We start from the raw sequence: 24,608 nt of genomic DNA, 5'->3' as shown, positions 1-24,608 counted from the left end.
TAGAAAATAAAGCTTGAATGGAAGGTGAATCGAATTGAACAAAGGAAGCTTTACCGTCCAAATAAATGGTGAAATATTTGAAGCAAAACCTGGACAATCGATTTTTGAAGTAGCAAAAAATCGTGATTTATATATTCCGGCTATTTGTTCTTCACAGCCTGATCTTGGGTTTGGTACCGTTCAAACGTGTGATACGTGTTTCGTTGAAGTGAATGGTGAACTAAAACGTTCTTGTTCAACAGAAGCTGAACCTGATATGGTTGTCAAAACATTATCTGAACGTGCAAAAGCTGCACAGAAAGAAGGGATGCAGCGGATCCTCAAAAACCATGAGCTTTACTGCACTGTTTGTGACAATAATAATGGAAACTGTGTTGTTCATAATACAGCAGAATATTTAGGAATTGAACACCAGAAATATGAATTTAAGCCGAAACCTTATCCTCCGGACAATTCTCATCCGATGTATCGCTATGAACCGGATCAATGTATTTTATGCGGATTATGTGTAGAGGCATGCCAAGACTTACAAGTAAGTGAAGTGTTAAGCATCGATTGGAAGCGTGAAAAGCCAAGAGTGATCTGGGATAATGATGTGCCAATTAATGAATCCTCGTGTGTGTCATGCGGACATTGCGTATCGGTTTGTCCATGTAATGCGCTTATGGAAAAGTCAATGTTAGGAAAAGCAGGTTATATGACTGGAATGTCCAAAAATGTCCTTGAACCATTAATTGATTTAACGAAGGAAGTTGAGCCAGGATATAAAGAAATTTTTGCGATTTCGAATGTGGAAGCAACGATGCGTGAGGATCGGATTAAAAAAACGAAAACTGTCTGTACATACTGTGGTGTCGGCTGCAGCTTTGAAGTGTGGACAAAAGGTCGTGACATATTAAAAGTACAACCTGAACCTGATGCGCCAGTAAATGGCATCTCTACTTGTGTAAAAGGGAAGTGGGGCTGGGATTTTGTCAATAGTGAAGAACGTCTGAAGAAACCATTAATTCGTAAAGAGAATACATTTGTTGAAGCGACATGGGAAGAAGCGTTAAGTCTTGTTGCTACAAAATTAGCTGAGACGAAGGAAACGTATGGACCAGATTCATTAGGGTTTATCGCGTCTTCTAAATGTTCAAATGAAGAAAATTATTTGTTCCAAAAACTGTCTAGAGCTGTGATGCAAACAAACAATGTCGACAACTGTTCACGTTATTGTCAATCCCCAGCTACTGCAGGGTTGATGCGTACAGTCGGAATTGGCGGTGATGCGGGAACGATTGACGACCTTTCAAAAACAGATTTAGTGTTTGTGATCGGTGCAAACCCGGCCGAATCTCACCCCGTACTCGCAACGCGTATAAAACGGGCACATAAATTACGCGGACAAAAATTAGTCGTTGCAGATTTGCGTAAACATGAGCTAGCCATTATGTCAGACTTATTTCTTCATCCGAAGCCTTCGACAGATATCATTTGGATTCAAGCGGTTACGAAGTACATGATTGATCAAGGCTGGGCAGATGAAGCCTTTATTCATGAACGAGTCAACGGTTTTGAAGATTATGTAAAGTCGATTGATAAATATACACTTGAATATGCAGAACAAGAGACAGGGTTAAGCAAAGATGAACTAATTGAACTAGCTAATGTCATTCACGAAGCTGAAACGATGTGTATTTGCTGGGCAATGGGCGTCACGCAACATATCGGAGGTACTGAAACGAGTACAGCTATTTCTAACTTACTGTTAGTTACTGGTAATTATGGAAAACCTGGAACAGGTGCCTATCCATTAAGAGGACATAATAATGTCCAAGGAGCTTGTGATTTCGGTACGATGCCAGCATGGCTTCCGGGTTATGAGCCAGTTGAAAATGATGAAGTTCGTGCGAGATATGAAGAGGCCTGGGGCGTCACAATTCCGAAAAAGCCGGGACTAAACAATCATCAAATTGTTGAAGCGATTCATAATGGCAAGGTAAAAGGGATGTATTTGTTTGGCGAAGAAATGGGACTTGTTGATTCAAACATCAATTATGTTCATGAAGCGTTTGAGAAACTAGAATTTTTCGTCGTTCAAGATATCTTTTTCTCGAAAACGGCTCAGTTTGCAGACGTCGTTTTACCAGCTTCACCAAGTCTAGAAAAAGAAGGCACATTTACAAATACTGAACGAAGAATTCAACGTTTTTATCAAGTATTGGAACCACTAGGAGAAAGTAAGCCGGATTGGAAAATTTTCCAAGAGATTGCCAACCGACTTGGAGAGAATTGGCGTTATGAACATCCGAGTGAAATTATGGATGAAGCGGCCAGTTTAGCACCGATTTTTTCCGGAGTCCGTTATGACCGTTTAGAAAACTGGAAAAGTCAGCTATGGCCTGTAAAGAAAGATGGTTCTAGTACACAACTGCTATACACTGAAAAATTTGCATTCTCTGATGGAAAGGCTAGATTATTCCCGGTTGAATGGCGGGAACCGTTTGTTCCGGGAGAAGAATATGACCTTCATTTAAACAACGGCCGGTTGTTGGAGCATTTCCATGAAGGGAATATGACGTATCGTTCAGAGGCAATCACTCATAAAGTTCCGGGCACTTGGCTAGAAGTTTCTCCTGAACTTGCTGAAGAACGTGGAATAAAAACTGGGGCACTTGTCAAACTTATCTCACCGTATGGAGAAGTGAAGGTTCGTGTACTCGTTACTGAACGTGTAAAAGGGAAAGAAATTTATTTACCGATGAATACGACTGTTCAATCAGAAGCCGTGAATGCGTTGACGAGCAGCTACCACGACAAAATTACTCATACACCGGCTTATAAAGAAATGAGTGTCAAAATGGATGTTCTTGAACGTGAAGGTGAATCGCCTCTGCCTAGACAAAATTACCGATTTGGAAACCGGCAGCCACAATTCGGTGTAAATGTTGAAGATAAGTGGAAGAGGGATGACTTTACTCCGATCTCTGAACTAATTGAAAGTGAGGGAGATGCATATGGCCAAACAGATCAGCGACATTGAAAAACAAACGTTGAGCGAACAAGAAGAAAGAGCGGAAGCGTTAAGTAAAATACTAGATATGACTGCTGATAACTACGATGGAATCATGACATTGCTTGAAATAATTGAAGAGCTGCAAGAAACAGGTGTCTTAGACATGTTGAAAGGTTTTTTAAGGACGAGAGATAAAGTAGGGGCATTAGCTGTAGAACAGCTAAATCAGCCAATGATGCACCGTGTAATAAAAAATGGAACGAATGCTTTTCAATTTCTAGGTGGAATTGACCCAGCTCAACTGCAAACGATAATGAATGGAATATCTCAAGGCATGGATAACTCAGCAGTGCGGATGACAAGTGATGATCAAACCATTGGTTTATGGGGCATGATGAAAAAGATGCGAGATCCGGATGTTTCTGCATCAATGAAGACGATATTAGGATTTATGGAAGGGATGGGACAAGAGTTTAATAATAAAAAAACAGTTCAATAATTAAAAGCAAGAATGGAGTAGCTTAGGACGGCACTTCTCAATAGGAAAGGAGGATTCGTTTAATTGGAAACAAAAAAAATAACAATTACGAATATGGCAACGGATGCAGATGCTGAGAAAATAAAAAACATTTTATTAGACGTATGGGGAATTCGGTCAGTTGATATTAGCTTAAAAAGAGGGGAAGCCGTTCTCACATTTAATGACGATGCAGCATCATTTATCGATTTTGAACAAGCAGTTGCTGATTGTGGATTTCACATTGAAAATCCAGAGGGAGCTATTAAACAAAATGAATGGTAGGAGGTGACAAGTGTGCACAGAATTTGCGAAGTTTGCGGCAGAATGGAAGAAGTTATTGAAGAACCTGTCGATCATGACATCCTTGATGTTTGTGGCACTTGTACAGATGAGTTAACTGCACATACAAACACATATATCGAGTCTTAATTCGTATATAAAAAACTTAGCGGAACAGAGCGTTCCACTAAGTTTTTTTACGAAAACGCGGTTGATCGTGCGTTTAATAATGGGTTAGCGAACTTCCGAAAAAATCGATAATTTCATCAATATCCTTCTCTGCATTTTGTCCTTTTACATTAATAATAAATTGTTTACCTGCTTCAGCTGTTAATAAAACGCCAACCATACTAATGATGCTTTTTGCATTAAAGCGTTGGTTGTTATTTATAAGGTAAACATCACTTTTAAACATACTGTTTAATTGGACGAATTCGATTATTTTTTGGTAAGTTAGCCGCTCACTTGGCATATTTAAAATAATGTTTTTTTCCATGCCAAACCCTCCTATCCGTTTCTTTGGAACAATGATATGCAAAAAGTACTCGTCCCTCTACAAATCTGTGAGAACATCTAACGCTTTTTAGTTTGTAATCCATTTATGGCTGTTCGAAAATTGGTTGTATAAAATATTAAGGGGATCCGTTCATATGATTGGTATGATCTGCTTATTGTATATTAAACGAATGATCACATTTTCTTGCCAAAAGATCTGAATTTGAGTAAAGTACAAATAAATTTGAAACTTATTTACATAAGAACAAATTACTGCATAGTAAAGATTATAAGGGAAGATAAATCTACTTCAACATGTTAGAGAGCAGATCAGTTACTTCAGAAAAGGGATGGGGAAAATGGAAGAGAAAGTATTAATTGTCGAAGGAACGAGTGATCGCAAGCGTGTGAAAGCTGTGCTTGACGAACCTGTTGATATTATTTGTACGTATGGAACTTTAAGTGATGAAAAACTGGAAACGTTAATTTTACCAATCGAAGATCATGATGTTTATATTCTTGTCGATGCTGATCATGCGGGTGAAAGTTTGAGGAAGCAACTAAAGCGAGAATTGCCAAATGCAACTCATCTATACACACAAAAAGGCTATGGCCAGGTCGAGACAACACCATTAGATTATCTCACACAAATATTAAGAGGTTATTTTCATGTGAAGGAGATCAAATAATGGATTTTCTTCGATGTTTTACAAAAAACAATGAGTGGTGTTTAGGTGGAGCGAATAAATATAGGGGCTCGCCTGTTTTCTGTTCCGAAAGCACTTCACGAATATAAACTAGACGGACTTATCCAAGTTGATTGTCAAAATCACGAGACGCCTGCGGGAAAAGCAAGAGCTTTCTCTTGTGCGACGAGTAACCGTAGGAGCAGAAGATCCATCGGGGCGATTTTACCCCGATTAGATGAAGCCTTGCCCGCGGCAAAGAAGACACTACGAATGCAAACGAAGTGCAGCACGAGTAGATGTCGCACTATTGTTTTTTTAAACAATCAACCCAAAATATATTATGAATAACTGAAAAAAGAAGAAATGGCACTCACCGACGGTGAGTGCCACCAGGCTGTTGAGAAAGTTTTCTCAACAGCCTTTTTTTAAAAGAAAAGTATGATATCTCACGATCTCATCCCTCCCGGCGGACGCTTTCCATGGGGCTTGTCTTCAACTAATTCTGACTCAGCGAAGCATCGTCAGAATGGATTTTCAGACTGCGCTGATCCCATTGGAGTCACCGCCTTTCGTTCTTCAATCAACCTAGAACATCCATCGTTTCCTATTTAGAAATGATGGTTATTTTTTCATCTTGAAAGACAGTTAGAAAAAGAAATTGAGACAAATATTGCTTATCGATGGTTTTTAGGATTAAGTCTAACTGATTCGGTTCCTCACCATTCCACCATAAGCTTCAATCGGCATAAACGGTTTAAAGAAACAGACATTTTTCAAGAGATATTTGATGAGACCGTTCTTCTGGCTATGAAGCATCGTATGGTTGGCGGGAGAGCTTTATTTACTGATTCTCCCCACCTTAAAGCCAACGCAAATAAGCGGAAATTCACTAAGAAGACGGTACAAGTTGAAACACGCGAGTACATAGAAGATCTAAATAAAGCGGTTGAGGAGGATCGAAAAGCACATGGAAAAAAGCCCTTACCGGTAAGAGATAAAAGAAAAAGAGATTAAAGTCAGTACGACAGATAAAGAAAGCGGCTATATGTTCAGGGATGGAATGCCCGAAGGGTTCTTTTATTTAGACCATCGGACAACAGACATGAAATTTAATATTATTACTGATGTTCATTTAACACCAGGAAATATCCATGATTCCCTGCCGTATTTAAATCGACTGGACCGTCAGATAAAGACATTTGGTTTCAATGTGGAAGCTGTCGGATTAGACGCGGGCTACTTAACCATTCCCTTATGTAAAGGGTTAGAAGATCGCCATATTATGGGGGTTATCGCACATGGCCGCTTCAAACCTAAAAAGGGGTATTTGCCAAAGTGGAAATTTACCTATAACAAAGAGACAGATACTTATACATGCCCTAATGGTAGCACCTTATGTTACGCTACAACGAACCGCGAAGGCTATCGTTAATACCATTCAAACCCTGCAGAATGTGTAAACTGTCCCCTGCTTAACCAATGTACGAAAGCCAAAAATCATAAAAAAGTTCTCTCAAGGCATGTATGGGAAGACAGTAAGGAAAAAGTGAGAGAGCATAGACTTTCCGCAACAGGGAAATTCCTCTATAAAAAAAGAAAAGAAACCATTGAGCGAAGCTTCGCGGATGCCAAACAGCTCCACGGGCTTCGCTACTGCCGGTTACGCAGCTTAAAGGGCGCATCAGAACAAGCGTTGATGACAGCGGCAGCACAGAACATAAAGAAGGTCGCAAACCACCTCTCAGCGATCTAAGAGGTGGTTTCGGCGATTTTTCACCGTAGGGTGAGCAAATTTCTTCTGACGAAAATAATAAGGAGAAACCCGCACTTCTCAAAAAGTGTGGGTTTCTCGACAATCTGATGGCACTCACCGATGGTGAGTGCCACTCTTATTAACTGGGTTTTGTCCCAGCTTCTATTTATATGATCGGCATTGGCAATATGTCTTTATCGAAAGGTCCTACATAAAAGCGTAAAATAAAGGGTAAACAATTTAAAGAGAAGGGAGGAAAAGATGTTGAAAAAAAAAAAGGTAGAAACACGACACCAAACATATCTGGAAGCTTTCAAGTGACAAGTGGGAAACAGCAAAAAGAAGTAAAGAAAGTGAAAGATGAAAATAAGTTGGATGAAGAATCCCTTTATTATGCACGCCTGTTTATGGAAGATTAACTGACGCAAAATGGACAGAAAAACGTTTCGGATGCATATACAAAACAATGATTGAAAAACTAATGATGAGCCAATTTTAAGGAGGTAACGTCATGGGGCGCGGGAAAAGCTTAAACCATAAAAGAAAAAGTCATCCAGGTGATTTTCCGAAAGAGAGTGAAAGGAGAAGAGAGAAACACAATTCAAATGAAAAGGAATACTTGGTTACTAATGAAGCATTTAAAAACCGTATAACGGAAGACGAGCAATAAAAATCGTTATAAAAGTGCCCGCATTTTACTATTGGCAGGCACTTTTTTTTATAGATGACGTTTTGCAATTTTTAATTAAGAAATGAAGTAGTCTTACTTAAGTTTCAGCTTCGCTAATGCATCGGCTAGTGCTGGATTAAATGGTTCGTCATCTTGCTTATTTTGCTGCTTCATATATTTAGAAACTTCTCGTTTCGATACTTTTGAGTTTTTCTCTTTCTTTTTCCTTTCGTTAAACGTAGAGAGTTTTTCTTTATGGCCGCATTTACAAACGAATATTTGTCCTTCACCTTGGCCTCTGAGTTCTAACTTTTTCTTACATTTTGGGCAACGCGCGTTCGTGGCTTTAGAAATGTTTTTACGATGACCGCATTCGTGATCCTGACAAACGTACATTTTCCCTTTTTTATTGTTTACTTCAAGCATATTCTTGCCGCATTCCGGACATTTCGTACCTGTCAGGTTCGTATGTTTATATTTCTTTGTACTATTTTTTATTTCATGAACGACTGTGCTTGCATAATTTTGCATATCATGAATAAACGTCTGTTTATTTAACTTTCCTTTTGCAATCGCCTCAAGCTTTTGCTCCCACTCAGCTGTCAAAGCCGGGGATCGTAAGTCTACTGGAACGAGATCAAGAAGCTGTTTTCCTTTAGACGTTAAATGAATATCCTTTTCTTTTTTCTCAATCAGGAATGAGTTAAATAGTTTTTCAATGATATCGGCTCGAGTCGCAACGGTACCAAGTCCGCCGGATTTTTGTAAAGTTTTCGCTAAACCCTTCGTTTCCTCAGACATAAATTTAGATGGGTCTTCCATTGCTGATAATAACGTTGCTTCGTTAAATCGTGCAGGAGGTTTTGTTTCCCCAGATGTTTGTTTGACTGATACGAGCTTCAGTGTATCTCCTTCAGTAAGTTGCGGAAGTAGTTGTTCTTTCATTTCACTTGTGCTACCCTCATCTTCGAATTGATTTTCATATACTTCTTTCCATCCTATTGACACGACTGTTTTTCCTTTAGCAACAAATGATTCATTTGCAATATCCGCTTTTATCGTTGTTTGTTCATATTCAAATGGTGGAAACATGACTGCTAAAAAGCGTTTCACAACTAAATCATAAATTTTTTGTTCTTTATCCGATAATTTAGCAAGAATGGCAGTTTCTTCTGTTGGAATAATGGCATGGTGATCAGACACTTTTTGATTATCAACGAAGGATTTGTTCGTTTTGATCGGTTTTTGTAACAGTTTATGAGCTAACTTCGTATACGGGCGATTATTTTTGCATGCTTTAATTCGTTCTTTTAACGTATCGATCATATCAGTAGATAAATATCTTGAATCTGTCCGAGGATAAGTGACGACTTTATGGTGTTCATAGAGCTTTTGCAAGATGGATAGTGTTTCTTTTGCCGAGAAGTGAAATGCTTTATTTGCTTCACGTTGGAGCTCGGTTAAATCATATAGCTGTGGTGCAAAGCTTTTTTTCTGCTTCTTATCAATTGAAATGATTTTTGCCTGCTTCTGTGTCGTTTTCGTTAATAATTGATCCGCTTTTTCTTTTGAAAACGTTCGGATATCCTTCGTATTTTTGTCTTGCCAAGTGAATGTTAAGTTGTTATCTGTTTCTGACTTGATACCGTAAAACGGTTTTGATTTGAAGTTGCGTATTTCTTCTTCGCGTTTGGCGATCATCGCAACTGTAGGGGTTTGTACTCGTCCACATGAGAGTTGAGCATTAAACTTGCACGTCAGTGCTCTCGTTGCATTCAAACCAATATACCAGTCTGCCTCAGAGCGGGCAACTGCTGAATCGTAGAGATTTTCATAATCTTTGCCGTTCTTTAAGTTTTTGAAACCTTCTTTGATCGCTTTGTCTGTAACAGAAGAAATCCAAAGGCGTTTAATCGGTTTGTTCACCTTCGCTTTTTTGATGATCCACCGTGCAACAAGCTCACCTTCACGAGCAGCATCTGTTGCAATGATGATCTCTCCAACATCAGAACGATGCAGCTGGCTTTTTACCGCGTGAAATTGTTTGCCAGTTTTTTTGATGACGACAAGCTTTAGCTGCTTTGGGATCATCGGTAAATCTTCAATTTTCCACGCTTTATACTTATCGTCATAGGCCTCAGGATCAGCTAAAGTTACCAGGTGTCCTAATGCCCACGTAATAATATATTTGTCTCCTTCTATAAAACCATTTCCTTTTTTGTGGCAATTCAAGACTCGGGCAATATCACGAGCGACAGACGGTTTTTCTGCGATTACAACACTTTTTTTCATTTATATATACATCCTTTCAGATAAAACAATCAGCTTAAATATAGCATACAATCTCATAAATTGCAGAACGAGAGAAAAGAATAAAGTATGTGAACTTGTGTTATTTTGCCGTGGAACATTTTGAGAAACAAGATTATTCGGGAAGTGACAGGCACATAATAGGGATGGAGGGATATAGATGAAGACAGAAGTGAACGGTTTATCAATTTTTGCATTAGGTGGATTAAATGAAATCGGCAAAAATATGTACGCCATACAATATGATGATGAAATCATCATCATCGACTGTGGTAATAAGTTTCCGGATGAAAGTTTATTAGGCATTGATTTAATTATTCCTGACATTACATATTTACTTGAAAATAAAGAAAAGGTTAAAGGGTTAATCGTAACTCACGGGCATGAAGATCATATTGGCGGCATTCCATTTTTCCTGAAAAAACTGAATGTTCCTGTGTACGCAACACGTTTCACTCTAGGATTAATTGAATTGAAACTAAAAGAACATAAGTTGAGGAGGGAAACGACATTAATTGAAATAGATGCACTTTCACACGTGTCGTTTGAACAAATAGGTGTAAGCTTTTTTAAAGTGACTCATAGTATCCCAGACTGCTTAGGGATTGTATTTCAAACACCTGAAGGAAATATCGTTCATACAGGGGACTTTAAGTTTGATTTAACACCTGCAATGAACGAACACTCAGACATCCATAAAATGGCTGAAATCGGAAAAGGCGGAGTATTGCTTTTATTGTCAGAAAGTACGAACGCTGAACGTCCAGGTTTAACACCGTCGGAACAAATGGTCGGTGATCATGTCGAAGAGGCTTTTAAGAAAGCAGAAGGAAAAGTCATTCTCTCAACTTTTGCTTCAAATGTTAGCCGCGTACAGCAAGCGGTAGATGCCGCAAGGAAAACGAATCGAAAGCTTGCATTACTAGGACGAAGTATGGTCAATGTCGTAAACGTTGCGATGGAGCGGGGCTACTTAGACGTTCCGGATCAAATGCTAATCGATCAAAAGGAAATTAATGATTTCGTTCCCGAAGAGGTTGCGATTTTATGTACCGGCAGTCAAGGGGAGCCGTTAGCTGCTCTGTCAAGACTTTCGACTGGAAGTTTCCGAGGTGTAGAAGTTTTAGCAGGAGATACGGTTATTTTAGCAGCAGGACCGATACCGGGAAATGAACGAGCTGTTACGAGAATTGTAGACAACTTATTTACACTTGGTGCGAAAGTAATTTATGGAACAGGTAGCTCGTCTGGCATGCACGTATCCGGACATGGCTATCAAGAAGATTTAAAATTGATGCTCACTCTCATGAAACCGAGATATTTTATTCCGATTCATGGGGAATATAGAATGCTGCACCATCATCAGCTGTTAGCTGAATCTGTCGGTGTAAAAGAGGGTAATACATTTATTATGAAAAATGGTGATGTCGTCGATGTGAATGGCGGTGTTGCTAGACAAACGAGAAAAATACGAGCAGGGAATACATTCGTTGATGGCATCGGTGTTGGTGATACCGGCGAAATCGTCTTAAGAGACCGCAAACAGCTTTCTGAAGATGGCATGCTCGTCATCATCTTAACGATGAGTAAAACCGAAAAGCAGCTCGTATCCAATCCAGACACGGTTTCACGTGGGTTCGTTTATGTTAGGGAAGCTGAAGAATTGATTCAGAATGTGAATGAGCTCATTACAAATACGGTGAACGAACTAGAGGATGAGGATAAAAAAGAGTGGGGCATGATTAAACAACACGTGAAAAAGTCGGTTGGACAATATTTATTTAAACAAACGAAGAAAAAGCCGATGATCCTTCCAATTATTATTGAAGTATAACTTTGTAGTCATTGTGTGTGTGAAACAAGATTATTCGGGAAGTGACTGGCACTTAGCCAAAAAATGGGCTGTCCTAAAAGTGGAGACTTCTAGGGCAGCCCATTCAATTAACTTACTTTTTTCATATTTGTGGATGCAGCTTTAAAGTGATTATTAAAGTAATCATTCGTCTCACGCACAACAACTTTACTTAATAAAATAAGTGCAATTAAGTTCGGAATCATCATGAGTGCGTTTGCCATATCAGCAAATGCCCAAACGGTTGTTAAGTTCGCAACTGCACCGATACCACAAGCGAGAATGTATACAGCACGATAGCTGCTAATCCCTTTTGTACCCGCAATATATTCAAAACATTTTTCTCCATAAACATACCAGCCGACAATGGTTGAAAAGCCGAAGAAAATGATCGAGAAAGCGACAATATATTCGCCGACTGCCCCAAGAACAGATGCAAACGCTGCACTCGTCAAGGCACCGCCATCCAGTCCTGCCTCGTGAGCAACACCTGAAATCTGTCCGCCAGTTGGATCCCAAAAACCAGAAATGACAAGGACTAAACCAGTCATCGTACAGACGATAATCGTCACGATAAACGTTCCAGTCATAGCAACGAGGGCCTGTTTAACAGGATGATCTGTTTTTGCATTACCGGCAATAAGTGCTGCTGTACCTAGACCTGCTTCATTTGAGAAAATTCCTCGTGCAACACCATTTCGAATTGCTTCAGATACAACGACACCTACGAATCCGCCAGCTGCGGCAACTGGATTGAATGCATAGTAAAAAATCGTTTGAAATGCGGGAATGATTTGATCAAAATTTAATAATAAGATAATCACTGCACCCGTAATATAAAAGACTGCCATAATTGGAACGAAAAATCCTGCAACTTTACTTATACGCTGCAAGCCACCAAAAATAATTAAAGCAGCAAGTCCAGCTAATAAAAACCCTGTTACGACATTACTTACACCGAAAGACGTTTCCATCACATCAGCAATTGTGTTTGACTGAACGCTATTTCCAATACCTAAAGCAGCAAATGCACCAAATAATGCAAAGGCAATCGCTAACCATTTAAACTTCTTCCCTAAACCTCTCTCGACATAATACATCGGGCCACTTGAATATTCACCATTCTCATTTTTTACACGATATTTCATCGCTAATAAAGCTTCAGCATATTTTGTTGCCATTCCTAAAAGACCGACAATCCACATCCAAAAGATTGCACCAGGACCACCGAGAGTGATTGCAGTTGCAACACCGGCAATATTCCCGTTACCGATCGTTCCGGCTAGTGCGGTCATTAACGCTTTAAAGTTACTTACATCTCCTTCATCTTTGGAACTAGCTTGTCCTTCTTTCGTAAACGCAAGTTTGAAGGCATACAATAATCGCCTGAATTGTAATCCTCTCAGCATAAATGTTAACAGAAGACCCGTTCCAAATAATAAAACTAAACTAGGCGTTCCCCATAAAACGCCATTAATTCTGTCTAAAATTGCGAGTAAATCCACTTGATGTCCTCCTCACTGATGTTAACGCTTTCAGAAAAAGTGTTCTACAATTTTATCATTTTTGTGAACGATTCGTTTTGTGGAATTACTAAAATATCATATCATTTATTTGTTTAATATAACAATCGGAAATATTGGTAAATTCATAGCTTCCTATTTTTTGCCCTGAATATTAAGAGGAAGATAGAAAAGATAGATAGATCTAGGTTACAATATGACTAAGTATATTTTATAAGAAACGATTCGTTTTAATTTGCTTATATTGAGGAGTTTAATGATGAGTAAAAACCAGTTTGATTACGATCCATTTAAAGGGTCATTTGGTAGTTTAGAAAATTTAGTAGATAAAATTAGTGAAGTTTTGGAATGTCCTGTTACGATTGAAGACGGGAATCACCGGCTTTTAGCATACAGTTTACATGATGATCGTACTGACTCAGCAAGAATTGCAACAATCATGGGGCGGAGAGTACCTGAAAAAGTCATCAACAGTTTATGGAGAGAAGGAATTATTCCGAAGCTTAATTATAGTGATGATCCTGTGCGGATTTCTGAAATTACCGGAGTTGGACTTGGTAACCGAGTTGCGGTAGCGATTCGATCAAAAGAGGAAGTTTTAGGTTATATATGGGTAGTTGAAATCGATCATAAGCTCTCAGAGAAAGATATGATTCTGTTAAAATACGCTGCGCAATCGGCCAAAAATCAATTATTACAATTAAAGGTGCGGAAAAAAAAGAAAGAAGAAGGGTATAAAGAATTTTTTTGGCAATTATTAACGGGTCATTTAAAAAACCATGATGAAATTATTCATCACTTAGAACAGTTTAATATGATCCCTCCATCTCCAATAGCTGTTTTCGTTTTTCAGTTTGATGAAGAAATAACAGAAAACATTGAACCATATATTTCTTACATGCTTACGACGACTCAACAGGTGCGCGTCATTTTTTATGTCATAGACCGTAATGATCTCATATTATTGTGTTCGTCTCATTCATCTCAAGGAGAAAAAATAGAGGCAGAACCATTTATTAACGACTTTATTTCTCAAATGAATAAACGTTTTCAAGTGAATCAAATAAAAGGAGCATGCGGAAATAGTTATGAAAGCTACGGGAAAATTGAAGCAAGTTATCAGCAAGCCTTAACGATCTTACGCTTAAAAAATTCATTCCCTGACGACGTTGGAAACGCACATACGTTCCAAGAACTTGGTATTTATCGTTATCTTGAGTTCTTGCTTCAAAGGAATCAAGAAGATTATTACGAAAATGTAGCTCTTGAAAAACTTAAAAACTACGATAATGCTCATAACACCCATCTTTTGGAGTCACTAGAAGTTTTTCTAAATCATGATAGTAACGTAAATGAAGCTGCAAAAAGTTTGCATGTTCATACAAACACATTGAATTATCGTTTAAAAAGGATATCAGAAATCAGCGGAATAGACTTAAAAAGTCCTAATCAAAAGATTGCTTTATTTCTAGACATGAAACTGAATAAATTGAAGAAGCACCCCCATTTGTAAAATTAAACAAATGCGGGTGCTTTTTTTCTCTGTTTTTCATAATGAAAAAAGAAAGATGAGAATTTATACTCTGAGTATCACAAGTTACAAATTAGGATGAGGAGGACATTTTATTATGTTAATTGGAGTACCTAAAGAAATTAAAAATAACGAAAACAGAGTCGCAATTACACCATCAGGGGTTGATGCATTAATAAAATCTGGTCATGAAGTCATCATTGAAACAAATGCTGGAATTGGAAGCGGTTTCGCGGATGAAGATTATGTCCAAGAAGGAGCGACAATCGTAGAAACGGCAAAAGAAGCTTGGTCTGCGGAAATGGTAATGAAAGTAAAAGAACCATTAGCTTCAGAGTATGATTACTTTAGAGAAGGTTTGATCCTATTCACGTATTTACACCTTGCGGCTGAGCCTGAGCTTGCGCGTGCATTAACAGAAAAAGGTGTGACGGCAATTGCGTATGAAACGGTTGAACAAAATCGTACATTACCACTTCTTACACCAATGAGTGAAGTTGCAGGACGTATGTCGACGCAAATTGGAGCACAATTTTTACAAAAATATAATGGCGGAAAAGGCGTTTTATTAGCGGGTGTACCTGGAGTAAAGCGTGGTAAAGTAACGATTATCGGTGGAGGAGTTGTCGGTACAAACGCCGCCAAAATGGCGATTGGCCTCGGCGCAGAAGTTACGATTATTGACTTAAATCCAGAAAGACTACGTGAATTAGATGATATTTTTGGAAATGACATTCAAACATTAATGTCTAATCCATTAAATATTGCTCATGCTGTCGCTGAGTCCGATTTAGTAATCGGTGCAGTATTAATTCCTGGTGCTAAAGCTCCGAAGCTTGTGAAGGATGACATGATCGCAGCAATGACTCCAGGGTCAGTGATCGTAGACGTTGCGATTGATCAAGGTGGCATTTTCGAAACAGTTGATCGCATTACAACTCATGATAACCCAACGTATGAAAAACACGGAGTCGTACATTATGCGGTTGCAAATATGCCAGGAGCTGTACCGAGAACGTCAACAATTGCTTTAACAAACGTAACAGTACCTTTTGCACTGCAAATTGCAAATAAAGGTGTAAACAAAGCTGTTGCTGACAATGCTGCCCTTAAACTAGGTGTTAATGTTGCAGCTGGCAGCATCACATATGAAGCAGTAGCGAAAGACTTAGGCTATGAGTATGTTTCAGTAGAGCAGGCTCTTGAAAAAACAGCATCTTCGATCTAATAGAGAGCATGTTCTAAAAGGAGAACTCATAAATCCGAGACTATGAAAAAATATAAGAGGCACTAATGCTCTTGAGAATAACGTTTCGTAAGCAGGAGGATACCCAGAATCAGAGGTATCCTTTTTGTGTACACAATTTACAGTCTGACGTTTTTTCCTTGAAAATTGACAAAAATCACAAGAGGCCTATAGAAAAATCAAGAGCTTAATTTTGTTCGAGGCTTCATTTCAGGAGCAACGAGCGAATCTTCACTTAATTCTCTAGGAGCATTCACTTGCTCGAGTATAATAGAAGAGAGGTAAGAAGCACGGAGTTTGCGACGAGTAACCGCAGGAGAAGAGATCCACCGGGACGATTTTCCCCGGTTAGCTGTGGACGACCTTGCGTAACAGCGAATGTCTTTGAACAGCCAACCTTAATATATCATTCCTGTTAAATAAGAAAAGTCTCTCACAAACGAGAGTCATTTTTATAACTAGGTTTTCCCCGGCCTCATTTAGTCTTAATCCCACTTGACAGAAAGATTCCACTCCCCATAACATAGGGATAATCGAATAAAAGAGGGAATTTTCTGATTTGCGTGAGTTGTACAACTGACTGAAAACAAGGGGATGGAGAGATGCAGAAATTTCAAATGGCAAACGTGATGCAAAACTTACCGAAACAATATTTTGCGGAACTAACGAAAAAAATTGGTAAATTAAAGGATGAAGGGAAAGATGTCATTTTATTAGGGCAGGGCAATCCAGATCAGCCGACACCTAAACATATTGTTAATCGATTAAAAGAGGGTGCGAACAATCCTCAATTTCATAAATATCCGCCTTTTCGAGGCTTTTCTTTTTTAAAAGAAGCTATAGCAACCTATTATGAAAGAGAGTATGGAGTAAATGTAGATCCAGAAAGTGAAGTGTGTATATTATTTGGCGGTAAAGGAGGTCTTGTTGAAATAAGTCAGTGTATGTTGAATGAAGGTGATGCAGCGCTCGTACCAGATCCAGGTTATCCAGATTATTGGTCTGGGATCGCGTTAGCGAAAGCGAAGATGAACATGATGCCTTTACATAAAGAACATGAGTTCCTCCCTGATTATCGCATGTTAACAAAAGAGAAACTAGATGAGAGTAAACTCATGTTTTTGAACTATCCAAACAACCCAACCGGTGCGATGGCTAATAAGCAGTTCTTTGAAGAAACGGTTACCTTAGCAAAGGAGCACAACATTTGTGTCGTTCATGATTTTGCCTACGGTGCGATTGGCTACGATCAACAGAAGCCGACGAGTTTTCTACAAGCAGATGGTGCAAAAGACGTCGGGATTGAAATTAATACATTATCAAAAACATACAATATGGCAGGATGGCGTATTGGCTTTGCCGTTGGGAATCCGTCTGTTATCGAAATGCTTAATGTATACCAAGATCATATGTATGTAAGTATATTTGGCGCTGTTCAACAGGCAGCAGCCACTGCTTTGCTTGAATCACAACAATGTGTTACAGACCTTGTCAATCTATATGAAGAGCGACGAGATCTATTAGTTGAAGGCTTGCAATCGATTGGCTGGGAAGTAACTGCACCTAAAGGATCATTTTTTGCATGGTTTCCTTGTCCAAAAGGGATGAGTTCAGATGAATTTGCTGAAAAACTACTATATGATGCTCATGTAGCTGTTGCTCCAGGAAGAGGCTTTGGTGAAAAAGGTGAAGGTTTTGTTCGCGTAGGGCTTTTAGAAGAATCGGAAAGGTTGTATGAGGCAGTTGAACGTATCGACAAATTAAAGCTCTTTTAAAGAGGGGGGACTGTAGATGAATATAGCAGCTTATCAGATGGATATTATGAATGGAGAGCCAGCAAAAAACCGGAAGAAAGTAGAGAGATGGATAGCTGATGTTAGAGCAAAAGGTAAGGCTGACATCCTTGTCTTGCCTGAAATGTGGACGACTGCTTACACTCTTACCGAGTTAGAACATTTAGCAGAAAATGAAGAAGAAGTAACGTTAACTTTTTTAAAAACATTAGCACTAAAACATGATGTTCATCTTGTTGCAGGGTCAATAGCGACAAAAGTGAATGACGATATTTTTAATCGTGCTTATGTCATTAACGACAAAGGCAAGCTTATTTATCATTATGACAAAATTCATCTCGTTCCAATGCTTGACGAACCACGTTATTTGACAGGTGGAAAAAAACAAGTTCAAAGCTTTGAATTAAATGGTGTGAAAATGGGTGTCATTATTTGTTTCGACTTACGTTTTCCAGAAATCACTCGTCAATTGGCACTTGAAGGAGTGGAAGTCCTTTTCGTCTTAGGTGAATGGCCGGCAGCTAGGAAAGATCATTGGACAACGCTCCTAAAAGCAAGGGCGATAGAAAATCAAATGTATGTCATTTCATCTAATCGAATCGGATCATACAACAATGTTGAATTTGCCGGAAACTCAATGATAGTCGACCCATGGGGAGAAGTCATTATCCAAGGAAGTGATGATCAAGAGGAAACACTGCTTGCATCCATCGAAACAGAAAAGGTGAAAGCGGTGAGGAAAGACGTACCAGTTTTTAAGTGTCGCGTGCCATCATTATATACAAAGAGCAAAAAGGATCATCGTTAAGGTGAAAAATAATGTTCAGACATTAACTGGAGACTTTAGGCTATACTCTGTAGTTTGTAGTAAAAATCCGCTTTGGGCGGATTTTTTATAAGGGAAAATAATTCATATAATTGAAGGGTACAATGAACATAATTATCAATTTTAAGAGCTAAAATGCTCTATTTACCTTCTTCTCACTCATTTATTTTAGAACATTTAAGGTGGTTTTAACGTGAAGGTTACTATTCATTTTACTTATAAAACAAAAAAAGGAACAGAAGCAACGATGAGTACTGAAGAAATGAGTGACGAAAAAGCGGTCCTAGTAGCTGAAGACCTCCAAAAAACAGGGAGGATTAAACATATCGTTTTCTATGATGAACAAAACACGACTTGGAGCTTTAAAGAAATCGTGAAATATTTGAAGGAGGTTGAAACGGAACCGCACAATATTACTGTTTATTTCGATGGCGGTTTTGACCATAACACAAAAAGGTCCGGATTAGGTTGCGTGATTTATTACGAGCAAAATGGAAAATCATTTCGCCTTCGAAAAAATCGTGTAGTGGAGGAACTTGACTCGAACAATGAAGCAGAATATGCTGCTTTATCTTTCAGTATCGAACAATTAGAGTTTTAGGTGTCCACCATTTACAAGTTCATTTCTCCGGTGACTCTCAAGTTGTGATTAATCAGCTACTCGGGGAGTGGCCATGTCTGGAACAACAACTTAATAGATGGGCGGATCGGATTGAGGATAAGCTTCATCATTTAGGAATTCGTCCTGAATATTCAGCGATTTCACGGAAAAAGAATGAGGAAGCTGATCAATTAGCCTCCCAAGCGTTAAGAGAAGTAGAAATAACGAGCACTGTTGAGCTTCCACATAAAGAAGGATTATCATAATTCCAATTATTGATCAGTTTAGATCTGTTGACAGATTTTAGTCCAATCATATAAAATAACGTTTTGGCTCGCCTGTTTATCAGGAAGGAGCGGGTAGGGAGAGGGCTAATCAAATAGTTAGGTCGATAAAGATGAAAAAGTGGATAAAAGACCCTTTTCAGCTTGAAGCGAATGAAACGACAGTGAAAAAAGAAGTCGCTGCCGGGACGATTGGTTTCTTTACGATTGTCTATATTATTGCTGTCAATTCTTTAATTCTATCGGAAGCTGGTATTCCAATAGAAGCAGCAATTATCGCGACAATCCTTACATCGATTGTTGGTTGCGTGTTCATGGGACTATGGGCAAATGCTCCAATCATTATTGTGCCAGGAATGGGAATTAATGCGCTATTCTCATATACGATGGTTCACTCGATGGGGTTATCGTGGCAGGAAGCATTAGCTGTAGTGTTTGTTTCGGGGATTATTTTTATTGTCGTTGCGTTTACACGTTTCGCGAAGCAACTAAGTGAAGCGATACCTTCGTCATTAAAAGAAGCGATTACGGTCGGACTAGGATTGTTTTTAATGTTAATTGGCCTTGAAAAAGGCGGAATTGTCGAAAAGGGAACGAATTCTCTCATTACGCTTGGAGATCTTAGCAATCCGCAAGTAATCGTAACGGTATTAACGTTTTTCATTGCGATTATTCTGTTTATGCGCAATGTACCTGGCAACTTTTTAATAACGATAGTGGTTGGAACAACGCTTGCCTGGGCATTAGGCTTGATCGATCGTACACAACCGACAGAGGAAGGATCGTTTAACGTTGCGGATTACATGGAAGTATTTGGTGCTATGTCCTTTGATAGTATCGTTTCACTCACTTTCTGGATCGCTGTATTTTCATTGACGATGGTCCTCGTTTTTGAAAACATCGGATTAGTCCATGGCCACGTTACATTTTTGAAAAAGCCAGAACGATTTAAACGTGCTTTTCAAGCGAATTCGATTTCTGCTATGCTATCAGGAGTTTTTGGTACGAGTCCAACAGTATCAACAGTAGAAAGTACAGCAAGTATGGCATCTGGTGGCAGAACAGGGTTAACTGCCGTAACGACAGGGTTGCTATTTTTCGCTGCTGTCTTTTTTATTCCTGTTATTAAGCTGATTCCGAATAGTGCGATCGCACCGATCTTAATTATCATCGGTGGCTTAATGCTCCAAAACCTTCGTCACCTCGATATGAAGGATATGAGTGAGAGCTTTCCAGCTTTTTTCATTATTGCAATGATTCCTTTCACATACAGTATTGCTGATGGAATTGCCATTGGATTTATTCTGTATCCAATTATAAAAATTGCAATTGGTAAAGCTAAGGAAGTTTCGCTATCGCTCTATGTTATTGCTTTATTATTTTTATTTAATTTTGTTTTTCATGTGATAAGTTAAATATGTCTCTGAGGCGAAGGCAGCAAAAATCGGTATAGGTTTTTGCTGCCTTAATAGTTTTTTAGAATACGATGTGAAATGGTCCTTACTTTGGTGAGAGCCATTTTTTTGTGATCGATTAGCTCTGGCTCAGCAATGGTATATTAGGTTGAGTGTGTAAAATACACTTCTAGTGCTGCACTTCGTTTGCATTCGCAGTGTATTCTTTACCGCGGGCAAGGCCTCAACTTCCTTAGTGTTCTACTGTCGCACCAAGGAAATTTTCTATTGCTATTCCCGTAGGCGTCTCGTGATTTTTTGTGCCATAATAATGAAACTATTTCCGATCAACTCCGTAATGATAAATAACAGGAGTAAAAGTGAGATACCTAGATTGTGGGCATTATCATTTTTTACATAGAAAACAGGAGGATGGAATATGATATACGTCATTAGGCATGGGGAAACAAATTTAAACAAACAAGGGAGGTTGCAAGGAAGGTGGGGGTTGCCGTTAAATGAAGAGGGGATAAAACAAGCCGAATCTTTAAAGGACGAACTGAAGGAAGTTACGTTTAATTATGTCATTTCTTCACCACAAGAAAGAGCTGTACAAACAGCAGAGATTGCGACCGGTTTAAAAGCAATTACTGATGAGAGACTAGATGTTTTTGATCTAGGACAAGCAGATAGATTAAAAGTGGAAGAAGTAGTCATGTCTGGAATCGTTCCGGATTCAAATGTTTATAAAGGGGTTGAAAACATTCAACAATATATGAAAAGGGTATTTGCTTTTATGACAGAATTAGAAGACAAGTATAAGAACAAAGGCGTGAACATCTTATTATCAGGACATAAATGTACGACTGGAAGTGTGGGAGCGTATTTTAATGGTATACCTGAAGATGGGAATATTTTGAAACACTCATCAAAAAACGGTGAATACAACATCTATGAGTTTTAATCATCAATCATCATATTGTTGATAAAATCTAAGCGTATTTTAAGAGGAGCGTAGAGGTGAATATTTTGCAAAGTCATTGTAATCGATTATTACAAATTGCGAAATCTTATCTAACTCAATCGAATATGGAATTTATTTTTGCTGGCGTTGGAGGGTCAGTTGGTAGAGGAGAAGCAGATGAGTATAGTGACATAGATTTAATCGTATATCTAGACGATCGGGTTTCTCTTCACAAAGTGGATCTGGAGTATAATGGTGAGATTATACAATTAGAAATACATAGTAAAAATGATGTACCAAGTAAAGGTGATATTGTACAATCATCTTGGGAAAACCGATTTATAGCTGAACAGAAAATCATAATAGATACAAACGATGAATTCCGTAAGTTACAAGACTGGACCACATCGTATCTATATTCGAATGCAGGCAAGAAAAAGATCGTTAATCAAGTCTCAAAGATCGTTAACGAAAGGGTCGAGTTTTCTCTTAAATGTATAGAGATGAAAAAGCATTATTCAGCAAGCTTGGCTGCAATGGGGGCTTGGTCAGAAGCAGCTTTCCTATTCACATTTGTTTATGATCACTCTTTTTCTACAAGTAATGTCATCACTCAACTACGAACTTTACCACATCACCTCGAAAGGTTTCAAAAATTTTCACCACTTTCTTTAAGTGAAGATATGTATGAAGTTTATAACATTGTAAGGAACTTTAGAAAATATTTAAAAGGCCAGGGACATACAAACAGTGAGTTAGCTGATATCCACGACATTTTATGTGAGAGAAAAATGAAACGGTTAGAAAATAGAAATGAAAAACTGAATCTCGTATGGCAAATGTATGGTGAAGCAGTAGGACTTTATTTTAAAACGTCAAATGGATTAACTGTTGAACAATATTTTCAACAATTACCTGACCAAATTCAAGAAGAGTTGTCAAGAATCGGGTTTATGCCTTTGGAAGAAGACAGAATCGAACAATTAAATGAGCTAAGTAAAGAATTAATTTCAATAGCGAGTAAGACCGTAGTAGAAAATTAAGCAAATAAGGTCAAGAAAAACCTAGCTTTAAGTATTTTATTAATAAGTGGGAGGTTCATCTATTACAAGTAGATGCATCTGCTACCTAGCGAACGATTCCAAGAAAGTGTTTCTATAAACGAATCAATGTTAAAATAAGACGAAATCAAGTTTTACATATAATTATAGGGAGCTATTGATAAGTACTAAAACTAGCAACGGTTTACGTTTAGAAAAGATGAGTGAGAACGACACACTAGGACTAATTACATTATCAAAGGGGCAGGAAAAGTGGCACAAGAACTTTTTGTCGAAATAAATGGTTTTAAGCTGTTTGCTAAATTATGTGGAGAAAATAAAGGGAAACCAGCGGTCATAATGGAAGCTGGATATGGTGATACATCAACTACTTGGGATCCAATCCTCCATGAAATTTCAAACCGAACCGAAGTACTCGTTTATGATAGAGCAGGAGTAGGAAAGAGTGAAAAAAGCCCCAACTCTAGAACAAGCAAAGATATGGTATCAGAATTGAACCTTCTTATTAAAAAGTTAGAACTTAAACGACCATTCATTTTTGTAGGTCATTCTTTTGGTGGAGTGAATGTCAGATTATTTGCTTCTCAATATCCTGATAAGGTTTGTGGATTGATTTTAGTTGATTCAACTCCTGCAGATTATGTTGAAAGGTTTCTCCCGACTATGTCAGAAGATTTTCAAAAAGCGTATAAAAATCAATTCTTTTATGAAGGTGATTTTGAAGAGATGATGATCAGCTTAAATCAACTAAAAGAAAATAAGAGGGTACTATCGGTTCCATTAACCGTTCTTTCAGCGGGGAACAAAGCCCATTATTCTAAAGCTTCACAAAAACTATGGAATGACATGCAAAAAGACATAGTTAACATCTCTTCGAACAGCGAGATCATTGTAGCTGAAAAAAGTTCCCATTATATTCATCATGATGAACCGGAAGTTGTAATAAGAGCGATCAACCGAATCATTGATCAAGCTTAATTTCATACATTTTTTTCAAATTAAGATATTTTTGGTTTATCCGGAGAAAACATTTTAAAAGGAATGATCGAATGAGTTTTCTAAATAAAATAGTCGTTGAATTATATAGCTGGGTAAAAGCGATATTTATTGCACTTTTACTAGCAGTACTTATAAGCGTTTTTATTATCCAACCTTATTCTGTTGATGGTGGCTCGATGGAACCGTCATTTCAAGGCTTAACAAGTGATAAATCCTCTAGTGGTGATCGGGTTATTGCTTTTAAAACGCCTTATTTGCTAGGTAGTTCACCTGACTTTGGCGAAATTGTGATTATCGATAGCAGAGTAGAAAATGAAAGAACGTTAAAAGATGAATTTCTTGAAAGCAATCTTTTATCTTTTATAAGCAATACAAATGATCAGCATCAGTGGATTAAGCGGGTCATTGGAGTTCCAGGAGATAAAATCGAAATAAAGAATGGCTCGGTATATCGTAACGGAGAAATTTTGGAAGAAGGTTATATAAAAGAAAGCCTTGATAATGATTTACAGGAGATTACCGTACCTGAAGATTCTGTCTTTGTAATGGGGGATAATCGAAACAACAGTATAGATAGCAGAAATATTGGTCCAATCCCAGTGGAAAATGTGATTGGAAAGGTTGTATTAAGATATTATCCGTTTGATAAGATCGACCTTTTTTAAGGTTTTCTTTTCATAATGGAATGCTCAGCGGTTGACATTCTCGAAGATTCATCGATCAAAATGTGCCCCCTTAGAGGCGGGTATGCATCTATGAATATACTTTTTTATGATTAATAAAGGAAATGAACAAATGGTACCGAATATTCTTTTATTAT

19 protein-coding genes and 2 pseudogenes are annotated in these 24,608 nt (G+C 38.2%); 18 read left to right on the top strand and 3 right to left on the bottom strand.

Translation table 11 applies throughout. The annotated features are described in order from the left end of the window. The first annotated feature begins 34 nt into the window (after positions 1-34). The 4 genes from fdhF (at position 35) to CD001_RS26980 (ending at position 3,947) form a co-directional block, all read left to right on the top strand. Positions 35-3,025, top strand: coding sequence for a formate dehydrogenase subunit alpha (gene fdhF / locus CD001_RS17690; protein WP_096188933.1), 2,991 nt, complete (start codon positions 35-37; stop codon positions 3,023-3,025). After that, positions 3,000-3,497, top strand: a complete 498-nt coding sequence (locus CD001_RS17685) for a DUF1641 domain-containing protein (protein ID WP_179298804.1) — start codon at positions 3,000-3,002, stop codon at positions 3,495-3,497. Before fdhF ends, CD001_RS17685 begins: the two co-directional genes overlap by 26 nt. 63 nt (positions 3,498-3,560) lie before the next feature. After that, a complete protein-coding gene (locus CD001_RS17680) occupies positions 3,561-3,800 on the top strand; it encodes a heavy-metal-associated domain-containing protein (protein ID WP_096188931.1) in 240 nt (79 codons plus the stop codon). A 12-nt stretch (positions 3,801-3,812) separates the two neighbouring features. Then, positions 3,813-3,947 (top strand): hypothetical protein, encoded by a 135-nt coding sequence (locus CD001_RS26980; RefSeq protein WP_257009849.1) that lies wholly within the window; start codon positions 3,813-3,815, stop codon positions 3,945-3,947. Positions 3,948-4,020: 73 nt separating this feature from the next. Here CD001_RS26980 and CD001_RS17675 read toward each other — a convergent pair whose 3' ends face one another. Continuing rightward, entirely contained in the window at positions 4,021-4,293 is a 273-nt protein-coding gene (locus tag CD001_RS17675; protein ID WP_096188930.1) for an HPr family phosphocarrier protein, read from the bottom strand. A 358-nt stretch (positions 4,294-4,651) separates the two neighbouring features. On the opposite strand from CD001_RS17675, the gene CD001_RS17670 reads away from it, so the two are divergent. From CD001_RS17670 to CD001_RS26525, 3 genes and pseudogenes are all read left to right on the top strand, one after another. Beyond that, complete coding sequence (locus CD001_RS17670) at positions 4,652-4,981, top strand: toprim domain-containing protein (RefSeq protein ID WP_096188929.1); 330 nt, start codon at positions 4,652-4,654, stop codon at positions 4,979-4,981. Between the two features lie 636 nt (positions 4,982-5,617). Further along, positions 5,618-6,734: pseudogene (locus tag CD001_RS17665) on the top strand (IS1182 family transposase); the annotation flags it as partial. A gap of 511 nt (positions 6,735-7,245) precedes the next feature. Continuing rightward, positions 7,246-7,404 (top strand): hypothetical protein, encoded by a 159-nt coding sequence (locus CD001_RS26525; protein WP_179298803.1) that lies wholly within the window; start codon positions 7,246-7,248, stop codon positions 7,402-7,404. A gap of 93 nt (positions 7,405-7,497) precedes the next feature. On the opposite strand, the gene CD001_RS17660 is transcribed toward CD001_RS26525, so the two are convergent. Further along, on the bottom strand, positions 7,498-9,696 hold the full coding sequence (locus CD001_RS17660; protein ID WP_096188928.1) for a DNA topoisomerase III: 2,199 nt from the start codon (positions 9,694-9,696) through the stop codon (positions 7,498-7,500). Between the two features lie 178 nt (positions 9,697-9,874). Between CD001_RS17660 and CD001_RS17655 the strand changes: the two genes are divergently transcribed. Continuing rightward, positions 9,875-11,548, top strand: coding sequence for a ribonuclease J (locus CD001_RS17655; protein WP_096188927.1), 1,674 nt, complete (start codon positions 9,875-9,877; stop codon positions 11,546-11,548). Between the two features lie 107 nt (positions 11,549-11,655). Here the strand turns inward: CD001_RS17655 and CD001_RS17650 are convergent, their stop codons facing one another. Beyond that, entirely contained in the window at positions 11,656-13,071 is a 1,416-nt protein-coding gene (locus CD001_RS17650) for an alanine/glycine:cation symporter family protein (protein WP_096188926.1), read from the bottom strand. Positions 13,072-13,348: 277 nt separating this feature from the next. On the opposite strand from CD001_RS17650, the gene CD001_RS17645 reads away from it, so the two are divergent. The 10 genes and pseudogenes from CD001_RS17645 (at position 13,349) to lepB (ending at position 24,453) form a co-directional block, all read left to right on the top strand. Next, on the top strand, positions 13,349-14,602 hold the full coding sequence (locus CD001_RS17645) for a PucR family transcriptional regulator (protein ID WP_096188925.1): 1,254 nt from the start codon (positions 13,349-13,351) through the stop codon (positions 14,600-14,602). Positions 14,603-14,717: 115 nt separating this feature from the next. Next, entirely contained in the window at positions 14,718-15,848 is a 1,131-nt protein-coding gene (gene ald, locus CD001_RS17640) for an alanine dehydrogenase (RefSeq protein ID WP_096188924.1), read from the top strand. A gap of 620 nt (positions 15,849-16,468) precedes the next feature. After that, positions 16,469-17,641, top strand: coding sequence for a pyridoxal phosphate-dependent aminotransferase (locus tag CD001_RS17635; RefSeq protein ID WP_096188923.1), 1,173 nt, complete (start codon positions 16,469-16,471; stop codon positions 17,639-17,641). Positions 17,642-17,657: 16 nt separating this feature from the next. Continuing rightward, positions 17,658-18,467: a carbon-nitrogen family hydrolase gene (locus CD001_RS17630; RefSeq protein WP_096188922.1), complete on the top strand. Its 810-nt coding sequence runs from the start codon at positions 17,658-17,660 to the stop codon at positions 18,465-18,467. A 211-nt stretch (positions 18,468-18,678) separates the two neighbouring features. Continuing rightward, a pseudogene (locus tag CD001_RS17625) lies at positions 18,679-19,352 on the top strand (ribonuclease H family protein). Positions 19,353-19,483: 131 nt separating this feature from the next. Beyond that, positions 19,484-20,785 carry an NCS2 family permease gene (locus tag CD001_RS17620; RefSeq protein ID WP_096188921.1) on the top strand — a complete coding sequence of 434 codons (1,302 nt, stop codon included), beginning with the start codon at positions 19,484-19,486 and terminating at the stop codon, positions 20,783-20,785. Between the two features lie 418 nt (positions 20,786-21,203). After that, positions 21,204-21,728, top strand: coding sequence for a histidine phosphatase family protein (locus tag CD001_RS17615; protein ID WP_096188920.1), 525 nt, complete (start codon positions 21,204-21,206; stop codon positions 21,726-21,728). A gap of 56 nt (positions 21,729-21,784) precedes the next feature. Then, entirely contained in the window at positions 21,785-22,771 is a 987-nt protein-coding gene (locus CD001_RS17610) for a nucleotidyltransferase domain-containing protein (protein ID WP_096188919.1), read from the top strand. A 270-nt stretch (positions 22,772-23,041) separates the two neighbouring features. After that, entirely contained in the window at positions 23,042-23,767 is a 726-nt protein-coding gene (locus CD001_RS17605) for an alpha/beta fold hydrolase (protein ID WP_096188918.1), read from the top strand. Between the two features lie 71 nt (positions 23,768-23,838). After that, positions 23,839-24,453, top strand: coding sequence for a signal peptidase I (lepB, locus tag CD001_RS17600; RefSeq protein WP_096188917.1), 615 nt, complete (start codon positions 23,839-23,841; stop codon positions 24,451-24,453). Positions 24,454-24,608: the final 155 nt, after the last annotated feature.

This window comes from Evansella halocellulosilytica (assembly GCF_002335745.1).
Classification (GTDB): domain Bacteria; phylum Bacillota; class Bacilli; order Bacillales; family Salisediminibacteriaceae; genus Bacillus_CA; species Bacillus_CA halocellulosilytica.
This window is presented reverse-complemented; position numbering and strand designations above follow the sequence as displayed.

Bases quoted from the DNA above. Each gene is read 5' to 3' on its own strand.
- CD001_RS17620 (WP_096188921.1), top strand. From the start codon at position 19,484: ATGAAAAAGTGGATAAAAGACCCTTTTCAGCTTGAAGCGAATGAAACG.
- CD001_RS17635 (WP_096188923.1), top strand. From the start codon at position 16,469: ATGCAGAAATTTCAAATGGCAAACGTGATGCAAAACTTACCGAAACAA.
- ald (WP_096188924.1), top strand. From the start codon at position 14,718: ATGTTAATTGGAGTACCTAAAGAAATTAAAAATAACGAAAACAGAGTC.
- CD001_RS17675 (WP_096188930.1), bottom strand. From the start codon at position 4,293: ATGGAAAAAAACATTATTTTAAATATGCCAAGTGAGCGGCTAACTTAC.
- CD001_RS17645 (WP_096188925.1), top strand. From the start codon at position 13,349: ATGAGTAAAAACCAGTTTGATTACGATCCATTTAAAGGGTCATTTGGT.
- CD001_RS17660 (WP_096188928.1), bottom strand. From the start codon at position 9,696: ATGAAAAAAAGTGTTGTAATCGCAGAAAAACCGTCTGTCGCTCGTGAT.
- lepB (WP_096188917.1), top strand. From the start codon at position 23,839: ATGAGTTTTCTAAATAAAATAGTCGTTGAATTATATAGCTGGGTAAAA.
- CD001_RS17685 (WP_179298804.1), top strand. From the start codon at position 3,000: ATGGCCAAACAGATCAGCGACATTGAAAAACAAACGTTGAGCGAACAA.
- CD001_RS17655 (WP_096188927.1), top strand. From the start codon at position 9,875: ATGAAGACAGAAGTGAACGGTTTATCAATTTTTGCATTAGGTGGATTA.
- CD001_RS17630 (WP_096188922.1), top strand. From the start codon at position 17,658: ATGAATATAGCAGCTTATCAGATGGATATTATGAATGGAGAGCCAGCA.
- CD001_RS26525 (WP_179298803.1), top strand. From the start codon at position 7,246: ATGGGGCGCGGGAAAAGCTTAAACCATAAAAGAAAAAGTCATCCAGGT.
- CD001_RS17670 (WP_096188929.1), top strand. From the start codon at position 4,652: ATGGAAGAGAAAGTATTAATTGTCGAAGGAACGAGTGATCGCAAGCGT.
- CD001_RS17615 (WP_096188920.1), top strand. From the start codon at position 21,204: ATGATATACGTCATTAGGCATGGGGAAACAAATTTAAACAAACAAGGG.